The sequence below is a fragment of the Enterobacter cloacae complex sp. FDA-CDC-AR_0132 genome, assembly GCF_003010695.1.
GTDB classification, from domain to species: Bacteria; Pseudomonadota; Gammaproteobacteria; order Enterobacterales; family Enterobacteriaceae; genus Enterobacter; species Enterobacter ludwigii.
Map to the genome: position 1 here is coordinate 2,631,250 of NZ_CP027618.1, position 19,839 is coordinate 2,651,088.

The 19,839-nt window shown below is 54.4% G+C and carries 20 protein-coding genes; 6 read left to right on the forward strand and 14 right to left on the reverse strand.

Annotated elements, in window-relative coordinates:
• Positions 1–60: 60 nt before the first annotated feature.
• The 3 genes from ribH (at position 61) to thiL (ending at position 2,022) form a co-directional block, all read left to right on the forward strand.
• The gene (gene ribH / locus AM379_RS12710; RefSeq protein WP_006176874.1) at positions 61–531 is read left to right on the forward strand and encodes a 6,7-dimethyl-8-ribityllumazine synthase; all 471 of its coding nucleotides are present in this window, start codon (positions 61–63) and stop codon (positions 529–531) included.
• A 21-nt stretch (positions 532–552) separates the two neighbouring features.
• Positions 553–972 carry a transcription antitermination factor NusB gene (gene nusB / locus AM379_RS12715; RefSeq protein WP_006809908.1) on the forward strand — a complete coding sequence of 140 codons (420 nt, stop codon included), beginning with the start codon at positions 553–555 and terminating at the stop codon, positions 970–972.
• Between the two features lie 78 nt (positions 973–1,050).
• Positions 1,051–2,022 (forward strand): thiamine-phosphate kinase, encoded by a 972-nt coding sequence (thiL, locus tag AM379_RS12720; protein ID WP_020885221.1) that lies wholly within the window; start codon positions 1,051–1,053, stop codon positions 2,020–2,022.
• Between the two features lie 81 nt (positions 2,023–2,103).
• Here the strand turns inward: thiL and AM379_RS12725 are convergent, their stop codons facing one another.
• The 4 genes from AM379_RS12725 to xseB all read right to left on the reverse strand — a co-directional run bounded on the left by AM379_RS12725 (position 2,104) and on the right by xseB (position 6,171).
• Positions 2,104–3,078: an aldo/keto reductase gene (locus AM379_RS12725; RefSeq protein WP_014168853.1), complete on the reverse strand. Its 975-nt coding sequence runs from the start codon at positions 3,076–3,078 to the stop codon at positions 2,104–2,106.
• A gap of 63 nt (positions 3,079–3,141) precedes the next feature.
• Complete coding sequence (dxs, locus tag AM379_RS12730; RefSeq protein WP_106503764.1) at positions 3,142–5,004, reverse strand: 1-deoxy-D-xylulose-5-phosphate synthase; 1,863 nt, start codon at positions 5,002–5,004, stop codon at positions 3,142–3,144.
• A gap of 24 nt (positions 5,005–5,028) precedes the next feature.
• Positions 5,029–5,928 carry a (2E,6E)-farnesyl diphosphate synthase gene (ispA, locus tag AM379_RS12735; RefSeq protein WP_014168855.1) on the reverse strand — a complete coding sequence of 300 codons (900 nt, stop codon included), beginning with the start codon at positions 5,926–5,928 and terminating at the stop codon, positions 5,029–5,031.
• The gene (gene xseB, locus AM379_RS12740; protein WP_008503331.1) at positions 5,929–6,171 is read right to left on the reverse strand and encodes an exodeoxyribonuclease VII small subunit; all 243 of its coding nucleotides are present in this window, start codon (positions 6,169–6,171) and stop codon (positions 5,929–5,931) included.
• Between the two features lie 312 nt (positions 6,172–6,483).
• Here xseB and thiI point away from each other — a divergent pair, with 312 nt between their 5' ends.
• Positions 6,484–7,932 (forward strand): tRNA uracil 4-sulfurtransferase ThiI, encoded by a 1,449-nt coding sequence (thiI, locus tag AM379_RS12745; RefSeq protein ID WP_014168857.1) that lies wholly within the window; start codon positions 6,484–6,486, stop codon positions 7,930–7,932.
• A gap of 45 nt (positions 7,933–7,977) precedes the next feature.
• Here thiI and yajL read toward each other — a convergent pair whose 3' ends face one another.
• Together yajL and panE are read right to left on the reverse strand one after the other, a co-directional pair.
• Positions 7,978–8,571, reverse strand: a complete 594-nt coding sequence (gene yajL, locus AM379_RS12750) for a protein deglycase YajL (protein ID WP_020885217.1) — start codon at positions 8,569–8,571, stop codon at positions 7,978–7,980.
• Complete coding sequence (gene panE, locus AM379_RS12755; protein WP_106503765.1) at positions 8,534–9,445, reverse strand: 2-dehydropantoate 2-reductase; 912 nt, start codon at positions 9,443–9,445, stop codon at positions 8,534–8,536. The genes yajL and panE overlap by 38 nt, the downstream gene beginning before the upstream one ends.
• Before the next feature lie 203 nt (positions 9,446–9,648).
• Here panE and AM379_RS12760 point away from each other — a divergent pair, with 203 nt between their 5' ends.
• A complete protein-coding gene (locus AM379_RS12760; RefSeq protein ID WP_020885215.1) occupies positions 9,649–10,140 on the forward strand; it encodes a YajQ family cyclic di-GMP-binding protein in 492 nt (163 codons plus the stop codon).
• Between the two features lie 32 nt (positions 10,141–10,172).
• Here the strand turns inward: AM379_RS12760 and AM379_RS12765 are convergent, their stop codons facing one another.
• From AM379_RS12765 to AM379_RS12800, 8 genes are all read right to left on the reverse strand, one after another.
• Entirely contained in the window at positions 10,173–11,534 is a 1,362-nt protein-coding gene (locus AM379_RS12765) for an MFS transporter (RefSeq protein WP_032681561.1), read from the reverse strand.
• A gap of 149 nt (positions 11,535–11,683) precedes the next feature.
• A complete protein-coding gene (gene cyoE / locus AM379_RS12770; protein ID WP_014168862.1) occupies positions 11,684–12,571 on the reverse strand; it encodes a heme o synthase in 888 nt (295 codons plus the stop codon).
• 11 nt (positions 12,572–12,582) lie between these two features.
• Positions 12,583–12,909 carry a cytochrome o ubiquinol oxidase subunit IV gene (locus tag AM379_RS12775; RefSeq protein WP_006176899.1) on the reverse strand — a complete coding sequence of 109 codons (327 nt, stop codon included), beginning with the start codon at positions 12,907–12,909 and terminating at the stop codon, positions 12,583–12,585.
• A complete protein-coding gene (locus AM379_RS12780; RefSeq protein ID WP_014168863.1) occupies positions 12,909–13,523 on the reverse strand; it encodes a cytochrome o ubiquinol oxidase subunit III in 615 nt (204 codons plus the stop codon). The genes AM379_RS12775 and AM379_RS12780 overlap by 1 nt, the downstream gene beginning before the upstream one ends.
• Positions 13,513–15,504 (reverse strand): cytochrome o ubiquinol oxidase subunit I, encoded by a 1,992-nt coding sequence (cyoB, locus tag AM379_RS12785; RefSeq protein ID WP_014168864.1) that lies wholly within the window; start codon positions 15,502–15,504, stop codon positions 13,513–13,515. The genes AM379_RS12780 and cyoB overlap by 11 nt, the downstream gene beginning before the upstream one ends.
• A 16-nt stretch (positions 15,505–15,520) precedes the next feature.
• On the reverse strand, positions 15,521–16,468 hold the full coding sequence (gene cyoA, locus AM379_RS12790) for a cytochrome o ubiquinol oxidase subunit II (RefSeq protein WP_008503322.1): 948 nt from the start codon (positions 16,466–16,468) through the stop codon (positions 15,521–15,523).
• Positions 16,469–16,947: 479 nt separating this feature from the next.
• The gene (gene ampG / locus AM379_RS12795; protein ID WP_106504353.1) at positions 16,948–18,423 is read right to left on the reverse strand and encodes a muropeptide MFS transporter AmpG; all 1,476 of its coding nucleotides are present in this window, start codon (positions 18,421–18,423) and stop codon (positions 16,948–16,950) included.
• Positions 18,424–18,469: 46 nt separating this feature from the next.
• A complete protein-coding gene (locus tag AM379_RS12800; RefSeq protein ID WP_014168866.1) occupies positions 18,470–19,048 on the reverse strand; it encodes a lipoprotein in 579 nt (192 codons plus the stop codon).
• A gap of 304 nt (positions 19,049–19,352) precedes the next feature.
• On the opposite strand from AM379_RS12800, the gene bolA reads away from it, so the two are divergent.
• Entirely contained in the window at positions 19,353–19,670 is a 318-nt protein-coding gene (gene bolA / locus AM379_RS12805; protein ID WP_013095855.1) for a transcriptional regulator BolA, read from the forward strand.
• Positions 19,671–19,839 lie beyond the last annotated feature (169 nt).

The following is a 19,839-nucleotide window of genomic DNA, read 5'->3' on the forward strand; positions in this document are numbered from 1 at the left end:
CAAAGTATTATGATAAAATCCGCCCCCCTGCGGGGCCAAATGAACCCGTAAAGGAAGAGTATGAACATTATTGAAGCTGCTGTAGCTACCCCGGACGCTCGCGTCGCCATCACCATTGCGCGTTTCAACAACTTCATCAACGACAGCCTGCTGGAAGGCGCCATTGACGCCCTGAAACGTATCGGCCAGGTTAAAGATGACAACATTACCGTTGTTTGGGTTCCAGGTGCTTATGAACTGCCACTGGCAGCGGGCGCGCTGGCGAAAACCGGTAAATACGACGCGGTGATTGCGCTGGGTACCGTTATTCGTGGCGGCACTGCACACTTCGAATACGTTGCAGGCGGTGCAAGCAATGGTCTGGCACACGTTGCGCAGGATGCAGAAATTCCTGTCGCGTTTGGCGTGCTGACTACCGAAAGTATTGAACAAGCCATTGAGCGCGCTGGTACCAAAGCCGGTAACAAAGGTGCAGAAGCTGCACTGACCGCGCTTGAAATGATCAATGTGTTGAAAGCCATTAAGGCCTGATTTTTTTGTAAGGGGAATTCCGTGAAACCTGCTGCTCGTCGCCGCGCCCGTGAATGTGCCGTCCAGGCACTTTACTCCTGGCAGTTGTCCCAGAACGACATCGCTGATGTTGAATACCAGTTCCTGTCAGAACAGGACGTGAAAGACGTTGACGTTCTGTACTTCCGTGAACTGCTGTCGGGAGTGGCGACTAATAGCGCGTATCTCGATGGTCTGATGAAGCCATACCTGTCCCGTCTGCTCGAAGAGCTGGGTCAGGTTGAGAAAGCAGTGTTGCGTATCGCGCTGTTTGAGTTGTCTAAACGTGATGATGTGCCGTACAAAGTGGCCATCAACGAAGCGATCGAACTGGCGAAAACCTTCGGCGCTGAAGACAGCCATAAATTTGTAAACGGCGTGCTGGATAAAGCCGCACCTGCGATCCGTCCCCACAAAAAGTGATCCGCAAACCGGAGTTTTGCATTGCCTGCCGGGCAGTGCGGCTCCGGTTTTTTTATTTAATTTGCTGAGGCATAACGTATGGCATGCGGCGAATTCTCCCTGATTGCCCGTTATTTCGACCGTGTCAGAACCTCTCGTCTTGATGTTGAAACCGGCATTGGCGATGACTGCGCACTTCTCAATATTCCCGAAAAACAGACGCTGGCAATCAGCACCGACACCTTAGTGTGCGGACGTCATTTTTTACCTGATATCGATCCCGCCGATCTGGCGTATAAAGCGCTGGCGGTCAACGTAAGCGATTTAGCGGCCATGGGCGCCGATCCCGCGTGGCTGACGCTGGCGTTGACGTTGCCCGAGGTGGATGAAGACTGGCTTGAAGCCTTTAGCGATGCGCTGTTTGATCAGCTCAACTACTACGATATGCAGCTGATTGGCGGTGACACCACTGCCGGGCCACTGTCGATGACGCTTGCGATCCACGGCTATGTCCCGCTGGGCCGGGCGCTGAAACGCTCGGGCGCAAAGCCGGGTGACTGGATCTACGTGACCGGCACGCCGGGCGACAGCGCCGCAGGGCTGGCGATCCTCCAGGACCGCTTACGCGTCAAGGATGCCGACGATGCGGCATATCTGGTGAAACGCCATCTGCGCCCAACGCCGCGTATTTTGCACGGCCAGGCGCTGCGCGAGCGGGCAAGCTCGGCTATCGACCTCTCTGACGGGCTTATCTCCGATCTCGGCCATATTCTGAAGGCCAGCGGTGTGGGCGCGCGCGTAGATCTGGATCTGTTCCCGCTGTCAGAGCCATTGCTTCGCCATGTGGAACCCGAGCAGGCTCTGCGCTGGGCGCTCTCCGGCGGCGAAGATTATGAGCTGTGCTTTACCGTACCGGAGCTGAACCGGGGAACGCTGGACGTGGCGCTAGCTCACCTTGGGGCGAAGTTTACCTGTATCGGACAGATTATGCCGGAAAGCGAAGGGCTGAAATTTGTGCGTGATGGCGCGCCGGTTACGCTTGACTGGAAGGGTTACGACCACTTTGCGTGATTCGTCTGCCGGGTAGCGCTGCGCTTACCCGGCCGATGGGTTTTGTTCTCTCTCCTTTTGGGAGAGGGGCAGGGCGAGGGCTTACTTAAACCCGACCACCGGATGCTGCTGGTACGGCGTTTCCAGCTCGGCGACTTGCTCAGGCGTCAGCGTTAAATCAACGGCACTCAACAACTCATCCAGCTGTTCTTCCCGCGATGTACCGATAATCGGTGCCGCGACTCCGCGTTTGCTCAGCAACCACGCCAGCGCTACCTGCGCACGCGTGGCACCGGTATCATCGGCAATCCCCGCTAAACGTTCGGCGATCAACGCATCGCTGGCTTCCGTACCTTCGTACAAGGTTTTACCGAACGCATCCGACACCGAGCGGGCAGTGGTCTCTCCCCAAGGTCGGGTGAGGCGTCCGCGCGCCAGAGGGCTCCATGGGATCACCGCTACGCCTTCCTGATAGCAGAGCGGCAGCATCTCGCGCTCTTCTTCGCGATAGATAAGGTTGTAGTGATCCTGCATGGTGACAAACCGTGCCCAGCCGTGCTGCGCCTGAAGGTCAAGCGCTGAGGCAAACTGCGAAGCGTGCATAGACGATGCACCGATGTAACGTGCCTTCCCGGCCTTAACCACATCGTTAAGGGCTTCCAGCGTCTCTTCAATCGGCGTGTTGTAATCCCAGCGGTGGATTTGTAGCAGGTCGACATAATCCATATTCAGGCGCCGGAGGCTGTCATCAATGGATCGCAGGATTTGCGCACGGGAAAGGCCTTCAGGCAAATCACCCACCTGGTGATATACCTTGGTGGCGACGACCACATCGTCACGGCGGGCAAAATCGCGCAGGGCGCGGCCGACAATCTCTTCGCTGCTGCCGTCGGAGTAACTGTTGGCAGTATCAAAAAAGTTAATCCCGCCGTCGAGTGCGCGTTTGATGATAAGGCGGCTGCTCTCTTCCGGCAGCGTCCAGGCGTGATTTCCCCGGTCTGGCTCGCCAAAGGTCATGCATCCCAGGCAAAGTCGGGAAACCTGAAGGTCTGTTTTTCCTAATGTCGTGTATTGCATGGTTCCGCTCCTGCTTTTTTAAACAATACGTTTAAGCATAGCAGGAGCGGAAAAGGGGAGGGATCAGGCAAGCCAGGAACGGATTTTCGACTCAATGCCGGCCGCATCCAGGCCAATCGCCGCACGGGCTTCGTCCTGCGTACCTTGCGGAATGAAATGATCCGGCAGACCAAGGTTCAGTACCGGCACGGCTTTACGGTTAGCCATCAGCACTTCGTTTACGCCGGTGCCCGCACCGCCCATGATGGCGTTTTCTTCCAGCGTGACCAGCACGTCATGAGATTCCGCCATGCTCAGGATCAGGGCCTCGTCGAGCGGTTTCACAAAGCGCATATCCACGAGGGTCGCATTCAGCGCTTCAGCCACTTTCGCGGCCTCCGGCATCAGCGTACCAAAGTTCAGGATCGCCACTTTCTCACCGCGACGCTTCACCAGACCTTTACCTATTGGCAGTTTTTCCAGCGGCTGCAGTTCAACGCCGACGGCATTGCCGCGCGGGTAGCGCACCGCACTAGGGCCATCCTGATAGTGGTAGCCGGTAAACAGCATCTGACGACATTCGTTCTCATCGCTTGGCGTCATGATGACCATATCCGGGACGCAGCGCAGGAACGACAGGTCAAATGCCCCCTGGTGCGTCTGGCCGTCAGCACCCACAATGCCTGCGCGGTCGATAGCAAACAGGACCGGCAGCTTCTGGATGGCAACGTCATGGATCACCTGGTCGTAGGCGCGTTGCAGGAAGGTGGAATAAATGGCGACAACCGGGTTATAACCGCCAATCGCCAGGCCTGCCGCAAAGGTCACCGCGTGCTGCTCGGCAATGGCAACGTCAAAATACTGGTCCGGGTATTTTTTGGAGAACTCCACCATGCCAGAACCTTCACGCATGGCCGGGGTGATCGCCATGAGCTTATTGTCTTTAGCGGCGGTTTCACACAGCCAGTCGCCAAAGATTTTTGAATAGCTCGGCATGCCGCCGCTGCTTTTAGGCAGGCAACCGCTGCTCGGGTCGAATTTCGGTACCGCGTGGAAGGTGATGGGATCTTTTTCCGCCGGTTCGTATCCGCGGCCTTTTTTGGTCATGATATGCAGGAACTGTGGGCCTTTCAGGTCACGCATGTTTTTCAGCGTGGTGACAAGTCCCAGAACGTCATGCCCATCCACCGGACCAATATAATTAAAGCCCAGCTCTTCAAACAGCGTACCCGGCACGACCATGCCTTTGATGTGTTCTTCGGTGCGTTTAAGCAGTTCTTTGATTGGCGGTACGCCGGAGAAGACTTTTTTGCCGCCTTCGCGCAGCGAGGAGTAAAGCTTGCCGGAGAGCAGCTGCGCCAGATGGTTGTTCAGCGCGCCCACGTTTTCGGAAATCGACATTTCGTTATCATTAAGGATAACCAGCATGTCTGGCTTGATATCGCCCGCGTGATTCATGGCCTCAAAGGCCATACCGGCAGTGATCGCCCCGTCGCCAATGACGCAGACGGTACGACGTTGTTTATTCTCTTTTTCGGCTGCCACCGCAATACCGATACCCGCAGAAATCGAGGTGGAGGAGTGCCCAACGCTTAATACGTCGTACTCGCTCTCGCCACGCCATGGGAACGGATGCAGGCCGCCTTTCTGACGAATGGTGCCAATTTTATCGCGACGTCCGGTCAGAATTTTATGCGGATAGGCCTGGTGGCCGACATCCCAGATGAGCTGATCGAACGGCGTGTTATAGACATAATGCAGCGCCACGGTCAGCTCTACCGTGCCAAGCCCGGAGGCGAAATGGCCGCTGGAGCGGCTTACGCTGTCGAGCAGGTAGCGACGCAGCTCATCGCACAGCTTCGGCAGGCTCTCTTTCGGCAACAGGCGTAACTCCTGGGTGGAGTCAACTAACGCCAGTGTCGGGTATTTGGCAATATCAAAACTCATCAAAGGCTCATCGAGATAGTGTGTTTATTTATCACGCTGGATTATATAGTCCGCTAGCGCTTCCAGTGCCGAAGTATCCAGTGATTGCGCGGCCAGCTGATTCAGCGACTGGCGGGCATCCTCTATCAGATCCCGGGCTTTACGTTGGGCTTGCTCAAGACCCAGCAGGGCGGGGTAGGTACTTTTGCCAAGCTGCTGATCCGCACCCTGACGTTTACCCAATGTTGCAGTATCGCCCACCACATCCAGAATGTCATCCTGAACCTGGAATGCCAGACCGATACTTTCTGCGTATCTGTCCAGTATCGGCAGGGCTTTGCGCCCCTGTTCACCCGCGCTCAGGGCGCCCAGACGAACGGCTGCACGAATCAATGCGCCCGTTTTATGGCGATGAATACGCTCCAGCTGTTCCAGATTAACCTGACGTCCTTCCGCTTCCAGATCCAGTGCCTGACCGCCACACATACCGGCGACGCCGCTGGCCATTGCCAGTTCAGAGATCATCGACAGACGGTCACGGTCGGCCACTTCGGCCATCGGCGCATCGCTCAAAATCGAGAACGCCAGGGTTTGCAGGGCATCCCCCGCCAGAATGGCATTCGCTTCGCCAAACTTGATGTGGCAGGTAGGCTGGCCACGACGCAGATCGTCGTCGTCCATGGCTGGCAAATCATCATGGATCAGCGAGTAGGCATGGATGCACTCAACGGCCGCCGCCGGGGCGTCCAGCGTGTTAGCGCTGATGCCAAACATATTGCCCGTGGCGTAGACCAGAAACGGACGCAGGCGCTTTCCACCCAAGAGTGCGCCATAGTGCATGGCTTCAACCAGTGGAGTGTTCTGAAAAGGCTGTGGCTCAATAAAACGGCGCAGCGCATCGTTGGCACGCGCGACGCATGCCTGAAGCTCGTTGGCGAAATCCATTTACTCGGCGTCCGGTGTGAATGGCGTAGTTTTAGCATCTTCGCTGTCGGACAGCAGGATCTGCACGCGCTGCTCGGCCTGCTGCAGTTTGACCTGCCCCTGGCGCGCCAGCTGCACGCCGCGCTCGAATTCATTGAGCGCCTCTTCCAGCGGTAAATCGCCGCTCTCAAGGCGGGTGACAATCTGCTCCAGCTCACTCAGCGCAGTTTCAAAACTGGCCGGTGCGTCGTTCTTCTTCGGCATAGTGAATTGACTCTTATATTCTCAGCCCCGACATGGTAACGGACTCGGGGCAATTATCAAATAACGCGCAATGTGCACAGGAGCGGCGTGAAGATGATATACTTGCGCGCCTGGATGCAGCCACGGGTGTGGGCTGCTATACACGTCATCCTTCAGGTTGTCTCTGTTTGGGCTACGTTTGCGCCTTTCCGTTACTTACTCGCGTAAGCTTGCGGGGGGCTGTAACTCGCCGCGTTGATGCCACCTGAATGATTTTGTGTATATTTCATTTTCCATTACAAGCCTTAAGCTTGCCTAAGAAACATTGCCGCCATGAAGTTTATCATTAAATTGTTCCCTGAAATCACCATCAAAAGCCAATCTGTGCGTTTGCGCTTTATTAAAATTCTCACCGGGAACATTCGTAACGTATTAAAACACTACGACGAAACGCTCGCCGTGGTGCGTCACTGGGACCACGTTGAGGTTCGCGCGAAAGATGAAAACAAACGTCAGGATATTCGCGACGCGCTGACCCGTATTCCGGGCATTCACCATATTCTGGAAGTGGAAGACGTTCCTTACACCTCCCTGCATGACATTTTTGAAAAAGCGCTGGTGCAGTACCGCGATCAGATTGAAGGCAAAACCTTCTGCGTGCGCGTGAAGCGTCGTGGTAAGCATGAGTTTAGCTCCATTGAAGTGGAGCGCTATGTGGGTGGCGGCCTCAATCAGCACGTTGAGAGCGCCCGCGTGCGCCTGACTAACCCGGACGTGACCGTTAATCTGGAGATCGAAAACGATCGCCTGCTGCTGGTGAAAGGCCGTTATGAAGGTATCGGCGGTTTCCCAATCGGCACGCAGGAAGATGTCCTGTCGCTGATCTCCGGCGGTTTCGACTCCGGTGTTTCCAGCTATATGCTGATGCGCCGCGGCTGCCGCGTACACTATTGCTTCTTTAACCTGGGCGGTGCGGCGCATGAAATCGGCGTACGTCAGGTTGCGCACTATCTGTGGAACCGCTTCGGCAGCTCCCACCGCGTGCGTTTTGTGGCGATCAACTTTGAGCCAGTGGTCGGCGAAATCCTTGAAAAAGTGGACGACGGTCAGATGGGCGTGGTGCTGAAGCGCATGATGGTGCGTGCAGCGTCCAAAGTGGCAGAGCGCTACGGCGTGCAGGCGCTGGTCACCGGTGAAGCGCTGGGCCAGGTCTCCAGCCAGACCCTGACCAACCTGCGTCTTATCGACAACGTATCGGATACCCTGATCCTGCGTCCGCTGATCTCCTACGATAAAGAGCACATCATCGATCTGGCGCGTAAAATCGGTACCGAAGATTTTGCCCGCACCATGCCGGAATACTGCGGTGTGATCTCAAAAAGCCCGACCGTCAAAGCGGTGAAGGCGAAAATCGAAGCCGAAGAAGAGAACTTCGATTTCGGCATTCTGGAGAAGGTGGTGGCGGAAGCGACCAACATCGATATCCGCGAGATCGCCCAGCAGACCGAGCAGGAAGTGGTTGAAGTTGAAACCGTCAGCGGTTTCGGTGCCAACGATGCGATTCTGGATATCCGTTCCATTGATGAACAGGATGACAAACCGCTGCAGGTTGAAGGCGTGGACGTGGTTTCCCTGCCGTTCTACAAGCTGAGCACCAAATTCGGCGATCTCGACCAGAGCAAAACGTATCTGCTGTGGTGCGAGCGCGGGGTGATGAGCCGTCTGCAGGCACTGTATCTGCGCGAGCAGGGCTTTGCAAATGTGAAGGTCTATCGCCCTTAACCGTTTGCCGGGTGGCGGCTTCGCTTACCCGGCTTTCTTTACACGCTACGCTTCGTAAAAATTATAAATCCCCGCTGCCATTACTAACGACGACGCCACCTCGTAGGCTTTCTCACGCCCGACCAGCAGGTCGATAATCTTCAGTCCAAAATCGATCGCGGTACCCGGCCCCTGGCTGGTGAGCAGATTGACGCGTGGATCCCAGACCACACGTTTATCCACCCATTGCTCTTCAGGAATGGTCTCTTTCAGTCCCGGGAAACCGGTCATATTCCCGATCGGGAAAATGTTATGCGGCACCAGAACCGTGCCGGCTGCGGCACAAATTGCCGCAACGATGCGCCCCGACAGATGGAATTGCCTGACGGTTTCGACCAGGAGCGGGCTGTCGCGAAAATACTCCGCGCCCTTCAGGCCGCCCGGCAGTACGATGATGTCGTAATCCCCGTCGGCCACCTGCACAAGCGGTGCATCGGCGAGGATTTTTACGCCGCGTGAACAGGTGATGGTCAGATTACCGTCGCTGGCGACGCTGGCGGTGGTCACGTTAATGCCGCCGCGCACCATCAAATCAATGGTGGTGACGGCTTCTGTCTCTTCGCTACCAGGGGCGAGGCAGATCAGTGCTGACGCGCTCATATTCACTCTCCTTACGTTTAACCAGGTCATACAGACGGGCATTTTCCGGCACGGCAATGCCGTGGGCGCGGGCGCGTTTAAGCAAATAGCCCGTGATGTAATCAATCTCTGTGTGGCGTAACGCCCGAATGTCCTGCAACATCGAGGAGATATTTTCTGCAGTACTTTCAATTACCTGCTCAACATAATAGCGTAAATCCTCCGCCGAGGTATGCAGGCCTTCACGTTCGATAACCGAGGCGACCTCCGCGCACAGGGTGGCAATTTCCTGCGGATGATTTTTCAGTTCCCCGTTCGGGCAGTTCCACAGCGCCGTCAGCGGATTGATCACGCAGTTAACCGCCAGCTTGCGCCACAGCTGCGGGCGGATAGTGTCATGCCAGGCCACGTCCGGCAGCACCTTCTGCAGAACATCCGCCAGATAGCTGTAGTCACCATCCTGCGTACGGGCGGGGCCCATGTGCGTTACGCCGCTGGCGACATGCACGATAATGTTGCCATCGCGGCGTGCAGCGTGCGTGGTGGTCGCCATCAACAAGGGATGCGTGATGCTTTTCAGCTCATCAATGGTTCCCATGCCGTTATGCAGCAGCAGAATGGGGGAGTCTGGGGGAAGTTGCGCGGCCAGCGTCTTTACCGCATCTGAAACCTGCCATGCTTTGAGCGTGACCAGCAGCAGATCGCTTTGCGCCAGAAAATCCGGATCGTTCGCGGTGAGTGATTCGTTGAATATACTTCCGTCTTCGTCAATCAGGTTCACACTGCAATAGGGCTGGGGCACGCGCAGCCAGCCCTGTACCTCATGTCCGTGCTTGCAAAGCGCGGTCAGCCATAGCTGTCCAAGGGCTCCGCATCCGAGCACTGTAATTTTCATTGTTCCTCCTCACCTGCAACTGCGCCAGGTGTTACGGCCTAAGTATAGCGCCGTCAGCTAAGCTTCTGTTGAGTAAACCCTGTGACATCTGTGCGGTGTTTCCTCACGTGAACGGCCAGGGATAGCTGCAACTCGAATTATTTGGGGTATCTGCCTTGTAGCGGGTATTATGCAACGCAACAAAAATGAAGGGAGAAGAAAAGATGCCATCTTTCGATATTGTTTCCGAAGTTGATATCCAGGAAGTCCGCAACGGCGTTGAAAACGCAAGCCGTGAAGTTGAGTCACGTTTCGACTTTCGTGGCGTTGAGGCAACTTTCGAGCTGAACGATGCGAATAAGACCATTAAGGTCCTGAGCGAATCTGATTTCCAGGTTAACCAGCTGCTGGATATTCTGCGCGCCAAGCTGCTTAAACGCGGTATTGAAGGCACCTCACTGGATGTACCAGACGAGTTTGTGCATAGCGGTAAAAACTGGTTTGTCGAAGCCAAACTGAAGCAGGGTATTGAGAGCGCGGTTCAGAAGAAGATCGTTAAGCTCATCAAGGACAGCAAGCTGAAGGTTCAGGCGCAAATCCAGGGTGAAGAAATTCGTGTGACCGGTAAATCCCGCGATGACCTGCAGGCCGTTATGGCGCTGGTACGTGGCGGCGATCTGGGGCAGCCGTTCCAGTTCAAGAACTTCCGCGATTAAGACAAAAATGCCCGGTTTTACCGGGCATTTTTTCAGGCTTTGAGAGCCTGCTCGATTTCGAAGCGGTTAGTCACTTTACTGTCTATTTTGACGTAAGCGCTGCGCTCTTGTGGGGCAATAAGCACTTCACTTACCCCCTCCGTTGCTTCAAGACGCTGTTTTAGCGCGTCGGTAATCTCAACATCCTCAGGAATTTCGACCCGCAGACTGCTGACGTAGCGCGGCTCTTTCATGCTGCTGGCGACCAGCAGCCAGACCATCGCCAGCAGTGCGCCTGCGAGGAACACGGTTTGCGAATCAAACAGGCCGTCCACCCAGCCGCCGAGCGAGCCCCCGATAGCCACGCCGATAAACTGGCTGGTGGAGTAGATCCCCATTGCTGTGCCTTTATAGCCGGCCGGGGACTCCTTGCTAATCAGCGATGGCAGCAGGGCTTCCATCAGGTTAAAGGCCAGGAAGAAGAGCTGCACGCCGGCCACCAGTTCCCAGAAGTGCGGGCCGGAGCCCCAGAGCACAATCTCGGCAATCAGCAGCACCGCCACGCAGCCAATGAAGACGCGCTTCATCTTGCGTTTCACTTCGGCGTAGATGATGAACGGCACGACCGAAACGAACGAAATCAGCATGGTCACCAGATAGATTTTCCAGTGCTCCGCGGCAGGGAAGCCCGCGGCGGCAAGCTGACCGGGAAGGGCGACAAAGGTCGACATCAGCAGGATGTGCAGACACATAATGCCGAAGTTAAGTTTAAGCAGGCGCGGTTCCACCAGCACTTTGCTGAAGCAGCCTTTCACCATCCCGGATTCACGGTTAAGGACGTGGTTTTTGCTGTCCGGCACCACCCAAAGGGTCAGCGCAATACCGACGGTCGCCAGCACGGCAATCATCCAGAACAGCGCATGCAGACCGAGTTTATGCGTGATGATAGGCCCGAGCACCATTGCAATCGCAAAAGTGACGCCAAAGCTCACCCCGATAAACGCCATCGCTTTGGTGCGATTCTGCTCACGCGTTAAGTCTGACAGCAGCGCCATCACGGCGGCGGCAATCGCGCCAGAGCCCTGCAGGGCGCGACCAAGAATAATTCCCCAGATGGAGTGGGAGAGGGCGGCTATCACGCTGCCGAGCACAAAAATAAGCAGGCCGCCGACAATCAGCGGTTTACGACCAACCCGATCCGAGAGCAGGCCAAATGGGATCTGAAATACCGCCTGAGCCAGACCGTAGATGCCAATCGCCAGGCCAATCAGCGCTTCGCTGGCACCCTGTAGCGCCATGCCGTACGTGGTCAGAACAGGCAGGACCATAAACATGCCAAGCATCCGTAGCGAGAAAACAGTCCCTAAACCCCAGGTCGCGCGCAATTCGCCTGGCGTCATTTTATAATCGTTCATTACCACCTCAATTCAAAAGCAGGCCATAGTGTAGTGCGGGGAAGGGGCGGGGTAAATAAAGGGTTATTTAACAAATATTACATGCGTTATTAATGGATTCGATGAATAAAAAAGGGTGCCGAAGCACCCTTTTATTCACCTGGTGTGACTTACCAGACGTAAGTCAGCAGGTTGTGTGAATCAGGCACCATGAAATCCACGGACATCATCACCGACAGCGAAGTGATAGCGACAATGGAGAACACGAACAGCTTACGTGCCCAGACCTTGTCATCTTCCACTTTGTAGCCACGCAGGGCCATGCCGAGCCACCAGACGCTCACCGCAGCCGCTACCGCCAGGTATTTGTACCCGGCGTAACCGCCCAGAGAGAGCATCAGCGTTGCCACGGCAAAGGCGATGATGTACAGCGTGATGTGGTTTTTAGCCACGGAAATGCCCTTCACGACCGGCAGAACCGGGATGTTCGCTGCCTGATAATCCTTAAAGCGGAAAATCGCGATGGCATAGGAGTGCGGCATCTGCCACAGGCTAAAGATAGCCAGCAGGATCAGCGCACCGCTGTCGAACTCGTTCGTGACGGCGCAGTAGCCAATCACCGGCGGCGCAGCGCCGGAGAGAGAACCAATCAGCGTTCCGTAGACGGAGTGGCGTTTCATATACAGGCTGTAAACGCCCACATAGACGACGAACCCCATCACCCCCAGCCAACAGGCCAGAGGATTAGCGCCAAACCACAGCAGCATAAAGCCAGCAATACCCAGCAAGGTGGCGTACACCAGCGAGACGGAAGGGGCGATCAGGCCTTTAACCAGCACCCGATTTTTAGTCCTTTCCATCTTCTTGTCGATATCCATGTCGATGTAGTTGTTAAATACACAACCGGATGCAACAACCAGCGACACACCGACCAGCGTAGCGATAAAGAGGGTGTAATCGATGCTGCCTTTAGAGGCCAGCAGGAACCCCCCAATTACGGAGATCAGGTTGCCAAAGATGATGCCTGGTTTCGTGACTTGCAGGTATTGCTTAAACATACTCGCCGCTCTTAGTGAACCATCATGTTGTAGTTAAGGTTCCACATAATCCAGATGGAACCGACTACCAGGATAGCGATGATAATCACGGTAAAGATGAAAGCCGTCATGTTCCAGCCTTCATCGGACTTGGTGTTCATGTGCAGGAAGCAAACCAGATGCACCAGAATCTGAATCACCGCGGTTACCAGGATTGCACCCAGAATAACCGGCTTAGACGCAGAACCGCTCATCACCATCCAGAACGGGATCACCGTCAGAATGATCGACAGGATGAAACCTGTCATATAGGTTTTTACGCTACCGTGGGAAGCGCCATGATCGTTTGAATGACTCATTACATCGCCCCCATCAGATATACAACAGAGAACACACAGATCCACACAACGTCCAGGAAGTGCCAGAACAGGCTCAGGCACAGGATACGCGTGCGGTTAGTGCTGGTCAGGCCACGACGGGAGATCTGGAACATCAGTACTGCCATCCAGATCAGACCAGACGTTACGTGCAGACCGTGGGTCCCTACCAGTGCGAAGAACGCAGACAGGAAGCCACTACGATCCGGCCCGAAGCCTTCCATAATCAGGTGATGGAATTCATAGATTTCCATCCCGATAAAGCCAGCACCAAACAGCCAGGTCAACGCCAGCCAGGAGACAACCTGGCTCTTGTTGTTTTTGTACATGGCGATAGCCGCCATGCCGTAGGTGATGGAGCTGAACAGCAGCAGCGCGGTTTCTACCAGAACGAACGGCAGTTCAAAGATGTCCTTGCCAGCCGGGCCGCCCGCAGTGCCGTTCACCAGAACGGCATACGTTGCGAACAGACAGCAGAACAGAATGCAGTCGCTCATCAGGTAGATCCAGAAACCGAAGACTTTTGTCGGTCCTGTATCGTGGTGCGCATGTTCATGCGCGTGGGCAGTAGAGTGCGCCAAAGTATCAGTTGCCATTTTTCAGCCCCGCTTTAGAAATCTCATCGAAATGCTGGTTTTCCAGTTTTTCGACTTCACGGACTGGTACGTAGTAGTCTACGTCCTCGTCAAAGCTCTTCACAATCCAGCTGATTACGATGCCGGCGAAGCCAACAATCGCCATCCACCAGATGTGCCAGATCATTGCGAAGCCAAATACCGTTGCGAAGGCGGCAATAACAATGCCCGCACCGCTGTTTTTCGGCATGTGGATCTCTTCGTAATGAGCAGGTTGCTTGTACGCTTCACCTTTTTCTTTCATTTCCCAGAATGCGTCGCGTTCATGGACCTGCGGCACAATAGCGAAGTTATAGAACGGTGGTGGAGAAGAGGTTGCCCACTCCAGCGTACGGCCACCCCATGGGTCACCGGTCAGGTCACGGTTCTGATCGCGGTCGCGAATAGAAACGTAGAACTGAATCAGCTGAGACGCGATACCACAAGCAATCAGCACGGCACCGCCCGCTGCAACCATCAGCATTGGGTGGAACTGTGGATCAATCTGCTGGCTCAGACGACGGGTCATACCCATGAAGCCCAGCACGTACAGCGGCATAAATGCAACGAAGAAGCCGATGATCCAGAACCAGAATGCGCGTTTACCCCATTTTTCGTTCAGGGTGAAACCGAACGCTTTTGGCCACCAGTAGGTTACGCCAGCGAAGCAGCCGAAGACCACACCACCGATGATAACGTTATGGAAGTGCGCAATCAGGAACAGACTGTTGTGCAGAACGAAGTCAGCACCCGGTACCGCCAGCAGTACACCGGTCATCCCACCCACGGAGAAGGTGACGATGAAGCCGATAGTCCACAGCATTGCTGAGTGGAACACGATACGGCCCTGGTACATGGTGAACAGCCAGTTGAAGATCTTAACCCCGGTAGGGATTGCGATAATCATGGTTGTAATACCGAAGAAGGCGTTTACGTTCGCGCCAGCACCCATGGTGAAGAAGTGGTGCAGCCAAACGATGAACGACAGAACGGTAATACACACGGTTGCCCACACCAGAGAGGTGTAACCAAACAGACGTTTACGCGAGAAGGTTGCTGCGATTTCGGAGAACACACCGAAGACCGGCAGAACCAGGATGTACACTTCCGGGTGACCCCAGGCCCAAATCAGGTTGATGTACATCATCATGTTGCCACCCATATCGTTGGTAAAGAAATGGGTGCCCAGGTAGCGGTCCAGGGTCAGCAGCGCGATGGTGACGGTCAGAATTGGGAATGATGCAATAATCAGGATGTTGGCGCACAGAGATGCCCAGGTAAATACCGGCATCTTGAACATGGTCATGCCAGGGGCACGCATCTTGATAATGGTCACGAAGAAGTTGATACCGGTCAGGGTTGTACCGACACCGGAGAGCTGAAGTGCCCAAATCCAGTAATCGACGCCAACGCCCGGACTGTACTCAATTCCCGAAAGCGGCGGGTAAGCCAGCCAGCCGGTCTGAGCAAATTCGCCCACACCCAGTGACAGGTTAACCAGGATAACGCCGACAACCGTGAACCAGAAGCTCAGGTTGTTCAGGAACGGGAACGCTACGTCGCGCGCGCCGATTTGCAGCGGAACGACAACGTTCATCAGACCGATAACCAGCGGCATCGCCACGAAGAAGATCATGATAACGCCGTGGGCGGTAAAGATCTGGTCGTAGTGATGCGGCGGCAGGAAGCCGGCTTCACCCGCAGACGCGAGTGCCTGCTGGCTACGCATCATGATCGCATCCGCAAAGCCACGAATTAACATGACGATACCGACGATGCAGTACATGATACCCAGTTTTTTGTGGTCAACCGAAGTCAGCCACTCGTTCCACAGGTAGCTCCACTTACCGAAGTAAGTGATCAAGGCCAGTAAGGCTGCGCCACCGATGATAATTGCAGCAACCGTAACCACGATAATGGGTTCATGGTAGGGCACTGCATCCAGTGTCAATTTTCCGAACATTTTCTTCCTCGGCCCCTTAGTGAGCGGTTTCCGCGTGGCTCATGTCCATGCCTTCCATACCTTCGTGTGCGCTATGCTCACCTTCAGGCTGGGTCATGTCCATGCTCTTGCCGTGATCCATAAATTTGCCAATAACGTCTTTGAACAAATCGGGTTTCACGTTAGAGAAGTACTCCACCTTGTTATATTCGCTAGGTGCTGCCACTTTTTCGAACGCCGCCATGTCAGACATGGTGTTTGGAGACTGCTTCGCTTTTTCAACCCACTGGTCGAAAGCGGCACGGTCTGGCGTCGCGATAGCTTTGAACTTCATACCTGAGAAGCCCGGGCCGCTATAGCTGGCGGAGATACCATCATAGGTGCCTGCTTCATTCGCGATCAGGTGCAGGTTAGTCTGCATACCGGCCATCGCGTAAATCTGGCTACCCAGACGTGGGATGAAGAAGGAGTTCATTACGGAGTTGGAGGTCACTTTGAACTGAACCGGAGTGTTCGCCGGGAAGGCGATTTCATTCACGGTGGCAATGCCCTGTTCCGGATAGATGAAGAACCATTTCCAGTCCATGGAGACCACTTCAATGGTAATCGGTTTTTCATCGTGAACCAGCGGCTTGCTTGGCTCAAGTGCGTGAGTGGTTTTCCATGTCAGTACGGCAAGGAACAGGATGATCAGGATAGGTACCGTCCAGACCACAGCTTCCACTTTATTGGAGTGTGACCAGTTAGGGCTATACTTCGCATCTTTATTGCTCGCACGATACTTCCAGGCGAAACCAACAGCCATCAAAATGGCTGGAATAACCACAATCAACATCAGGCCAAAAGCCGTCAATATCAGTGAACGTTGTTCCAGTCCAATCTGTCCTTTGGGGTCAAGTAGTGCAGAATCGCAGCCACTGAGTAATACAGTGCCTGCGAATAATGACAACCATCCCAAACTTTTATTGTATTTCCTGAGTCTCATTTAACGACCTCAATTCCACGGGAGTCTGGTGGCGTTTAAAGTGTGGGGGCATTTTACGGGAAGGTTACATTACTGTAAACATCATTAGACCTGTGTCAGGAAGGTGTTACCGGGTTCTGCCGCACATGTCACAAGTGTTGCAAATTATGTCGCTTTTTAAGACGTAAGCCGCATGGCATGGGCTTTATAACGAAAGGACCCCCAAGCATACCCTAAAAGGGGCAATTGGTATAACCATTGTGAAAAATAAACAAAAAATTAACAATTAATTATCAATAAAAAGACAACTAAAAAACGAAAAATCAAACTCTCTGATGCTGAATCGTTTAATGAAAAATAGCGTTCTGCAATTGACTCCAATAATTTCCGAATCCTATCCCGCACAAAACAACAAATATTTTTTTTAGCGGCTGGCGGCTATTTCACCGTTATAATTTCGGTTCGTGATTACAACGGGAAATAACCTTTCGGATTTTACTTCAGGTTAACTGCGTTTTACGCAGCGCCATGAAATCGAGCAGCCCGCCAGTCAGGATCCCGGCAACCGCCAGCAGCGCGCCTGCATCCAGCAGAATCGCTTCGAGAGGCAGTACCAGAGAGGTGGTGGCATTAATAATGAGCACCACGAGCCACAGCACCAGGGCAAAGCAACCCGCCATTAACAGTCGTAACGCAAAACGGTAAGCGCGATGATATTCCGTGCGTGGCATAAAGTGTTCTGTTCGCTGGGTATATTCCAGCGTCTGGCGACAGACCAGTAACAATAAGAGCCCAGGCACTGCCGCTACCACGGAGAAGAGGTAGAACGTTGGCCAGCCATGGGCTTCAACAAACCAGCCGGCAATCGGCCCGACATACACGCGACCAACGGCGGAAAGCGCCGAGAGCAGAGCGAACTGCGTCGCGGAAAACGATTTGTTGCACAGGGTCATCAGCAGGGCAACAAACGCTGCTGTCCCCATACCGCCGCACAGGTTTTCAAAAAACACCGCGGCGCCCATGCTGATCATATGCTTATCCGTCACCGACAGCAGCCAGTAACCGGCGTTCGATGCCCCCTGCAGGATGCCGAAGATCAGCAGTGCGCGAAAGAGCGTCAGACGCTGCATTAATACGCCGCCGTACAGGGCCCCGACAATAGTCGCAAACAACCCGAGCGTTTTGTTCACTACGCCGACTTCGCCAGCATCAAACCCGACCCCGCGAATAAGGAAGGTGGTGGTCAGGCTCATCGCGAAGGCATCGCCGAGCTTATAAAGGACGATTAACAGCAGGATAAGCCAGGCGTTGTTGCGGCCAAAGAAGTCGCGAAGAGGTTCGGCAACGGCCTGCTCCAGAGAACGTGGAACCGGGATCACATCGCTCGGTTCGGGGGCGAGCAGGGTGGCAATAATACAGGGGATCAACAGGGCGGCCATCAGCCAGTACATGCCCTGCCAGCCGAGATAACGGTCGGCCACCCACAGCGCCAGACCACCGGATACCAGCATCCCCAGACGATAGCCCAGCACGCTAATGGCTGCGCCGGCTCCCCGCTCTTCTGCAGGCAACACGTCCGTCTTCCAGGCATCAAAAACGATATCCTGCGAGGCAGAACAGAAGGCGATTACCACCGCAAGGGCGGCCATCCAGCGAAGCTGCGTCGTGGGTTCAAGAAAGCCCATCGCCGCGATTGCGATCAGCAACAGGACCTGGGTCATCACTAACCAGCCGCGACGACGGCCCAGGAACGGCGGGGTATAACGGTCCATCACCGGCGACCACAGGAACTTAAAGACGTAAGCCTGGCCGACGAGGGAGAAGAAACCAATGGTTTTGAGATCGATATTCTCGACGGTCATCCAGGCCTGCAGCGTGCCGGAGGTGAGGGCGAGAGGTAAACCGGAGGCGAAACCAAGGATCAGCAGGATGGCTGATTTAGGTTGCTGGAAAATGCGTAAGTAATGACTCGACATGTTCATATAAAGCTGACCCGGTGAAACACCGGGTCAGGAAGCGGGATTAACGCGCGTTTTGCTTGATGAAGTCGTGGATGCTGGTGTCCTGCGCCATATCGGAAATGGTGTCAGTCAGCACGCTGTTAACCGCGTTAGCAATATTTTTGTTGGACGCCTGGAACGCGCCTTCAACAGAGTAGCTCGCACGGTAGTTTTTGGTCATCTTGTTACCGTTCTTCGCGGTCGCGATGATGGCGATATCCGCTTTGGTGGAGATGTTGTAGCGAACGTTACCCTGGGACACGTCAGCGTACAGGTTGTTCACGATGATCTGCAGATCAACCGCACCGCTTGGGCCAATCATATAGCCGCGGGAAGTCATCTGTTTCTCGAGCACTTCCTGCAGCAGGAAGCGCAGGTCGCGTGAGGCGGTCAACGTCACCTGCTGGTTGTCGCGGGTCACTTTAGCCAGGGCTTGATCCTGACGCTGATCGGCACCGTTAATGCTCACGGTTACGCCCATCAGGCTAGGATCCTGCTGAGGCAGGGTAATCTTAGGGGAGACATCAATGGTTGTAGGCGGGGTAGCGCAGCCTGCCAGCATAAAAAGTGCTACCAACGGAAAGAAGAGTTTTTTTAACATTTTCAGGTTCTCAACGAATCGTAAGCATTACAGAGAAAAATTGCCGCCATCATAACATCGCTAACGGCCAGGGGAAGTGGTCAACGCATGTAAATTCATCGCCTTGTCCGAAAACTGACCAGCCCCGCCTTTTTCTCCACGCGCGAAGGTCAAAAGGTATGAGTCTCACAGTGAACTTCATTCGTCTGAATGAGAAAATAAGACGAAAGCTAAATATTTGTTGTCTTGTTGTAATGGAAACGGTAAAAGCGGCTAATATTTAAAGGGATGGGTGACATCCTGGCGTTGTCGGAGGAGTGATTTCATGATGATACGTGAACAGATAGAAGATAAATTAAGGGCAGCGTTCAACCCTGTGTTCCTCGAAGTCGTCGACGAAAGCTATCGTCATAACGTGCCGGCAGGTTCTGAAAGCCACTTTAAAGTGGTTCTGGTCAGCGATCGCTTCACGGGAGAACGTTTCCTGAACCGACATCGCTTGATCTACAGCACCTTGACGGAAGAACTCTCCACAACCGTACATGCGCTGGCATTGCACACCTATACCATTAAGGAATGGGAAGGCTTGCAGGATACGGTATTTGCATCGCCGCCGTGTCGCGGCGCAGGCACCATCGCCTGATAAATCGGATTTGCAACGGCTGGAGCTTTTCCAGTATGTTGCATACAGATTTCCTCAAAACGGCCTCCGGGCCGTTTTGTTTTGTCTGAGTTTTGAGCGGATGGTGCGTTTTTAAGGCTAAAAATAGCCTTAAAGTGTGAAAAAAGCCGCAGCAACATGCCCCAACCGT

Coding starts and splice junctions, on each gene's coding strand:
- panE (WP_106503765.1), bottom strand. CDS start 9,445: ATGAAAATTACAGTGCTCGGATGCGGAGCCCTTGGACAGCTATGGCTG.
- bolA (WP_013095855.1), top strand. CDS start 19,353: ATGATGATACGTGAACAGATAGAAGATAAATTAAGGGCAGCGTTCAAC.
- xseB (WP_008503331.1), bottom strand. CDS start 6,171: ATGCCGAAGAAGAACGACGCACCGGCCAGTTTTGAAACTGCGCTGAGT.
- AM379_RS12765 (WP_032681561.1), bottom strand. CDS start 11,534: ATGAACGATTATAAAATGACGCCAGGCGAATTGCGCGCGACCTGGGGT.
- cyoB (WP_014168864.1), bottom strand. CDS start 15,504: ATGTTCGGAAAATTGACACTGGATGCAGTGCCCTACCATGAACCCATT.
- AM379_RS12760 (WP_020885215.1), top strand. CDS start 9,649: ATGCCATCTTTCGATATTGTTTCCGAAGTTGATATCCAGGAAGTCCGC.
- yajL (WP_020885217.1), bottom strand. CDS start 8,571: ATGAGCGCGTCAGCACTGATCTGCCTCGCCCCTGGTAGCGAAGAGACA.
- ispA (WP_014168855.1), bottom strand. CDS start 5,928: ATGGATTTCGCCAACGAGCTTCAGGCATGCGTCGCGCGTGCCAACGAT.
- thiI (WP_014168857.1), top strand. CDS start 6,484: ATGAAGTTTATCATTAAATTGTTCCCTGAAATCACCATCAAAAGCCAA.
- dxs (WP_106503764.1), bottom strand. CDS start 5,004: ATGAGTTTTGATATTGCCAAATACCCGACACTGGCGTTAGTTGACTCC.
- cyoA (WP_008503322.1), bottom strand. CDS start 16,468: ATGAGACTCAGGAAATACAATAAAAGTTTGGGATGGTTGTCATTATTC.
- AM379_RS12780 (WP_014168863.1), bottom strand. CDS start 13,523: ATGGCAACTGATACTTTGGCGCACTCTACTGCCCACGCGCATGAACAT.
- AM379_RS12725 (WP_014168853.1), bottom strand. CDS start 3,078: ATGCAATACACGACATTAGGAAAAACAGACCTTCAGGTTTCCCGACTT.
- AM379_RS12775 (WP_006176899.1), bottom strand. CDS start 12,909: ATGAGTCATTCAAACGATCATGGCGCTTCCCACGGTAGCGTAAAAACC.
- AM379_RS12800 (WP_014168866.1), bottom strand. CDS start 19,048: ATGTTAAAAAAACTCTTCTTTCCGTTGGTAGCACTTTTTATGCTGGCA.
- cyoE (WP_014168862.1), bottom strand. CDS start 12,571: ATGTTTAAGCAATACCTGCAAGTCACGAAACCAGGCATCATCTTTGGC.
- thiL (WP_020885221.1), top strand. CDS start 1,051: ATGGCATGCGGCGAATTCTCCCTGATTGCCCGTTATTTCGACCGTGTC.
- ampG (WP_106504353.1), bottom strand. CDS start 18,423: ATGTCGAGTCATTACTTACGCATTTTCCAGCAACCTAAATCAGCCATC.
- ribH (WP_006176874.1), top strand. CDS start 61: ATGAACATTATTGAAGCTGCTGTAGCTACCCCGGACGCTCGCGTCGCC.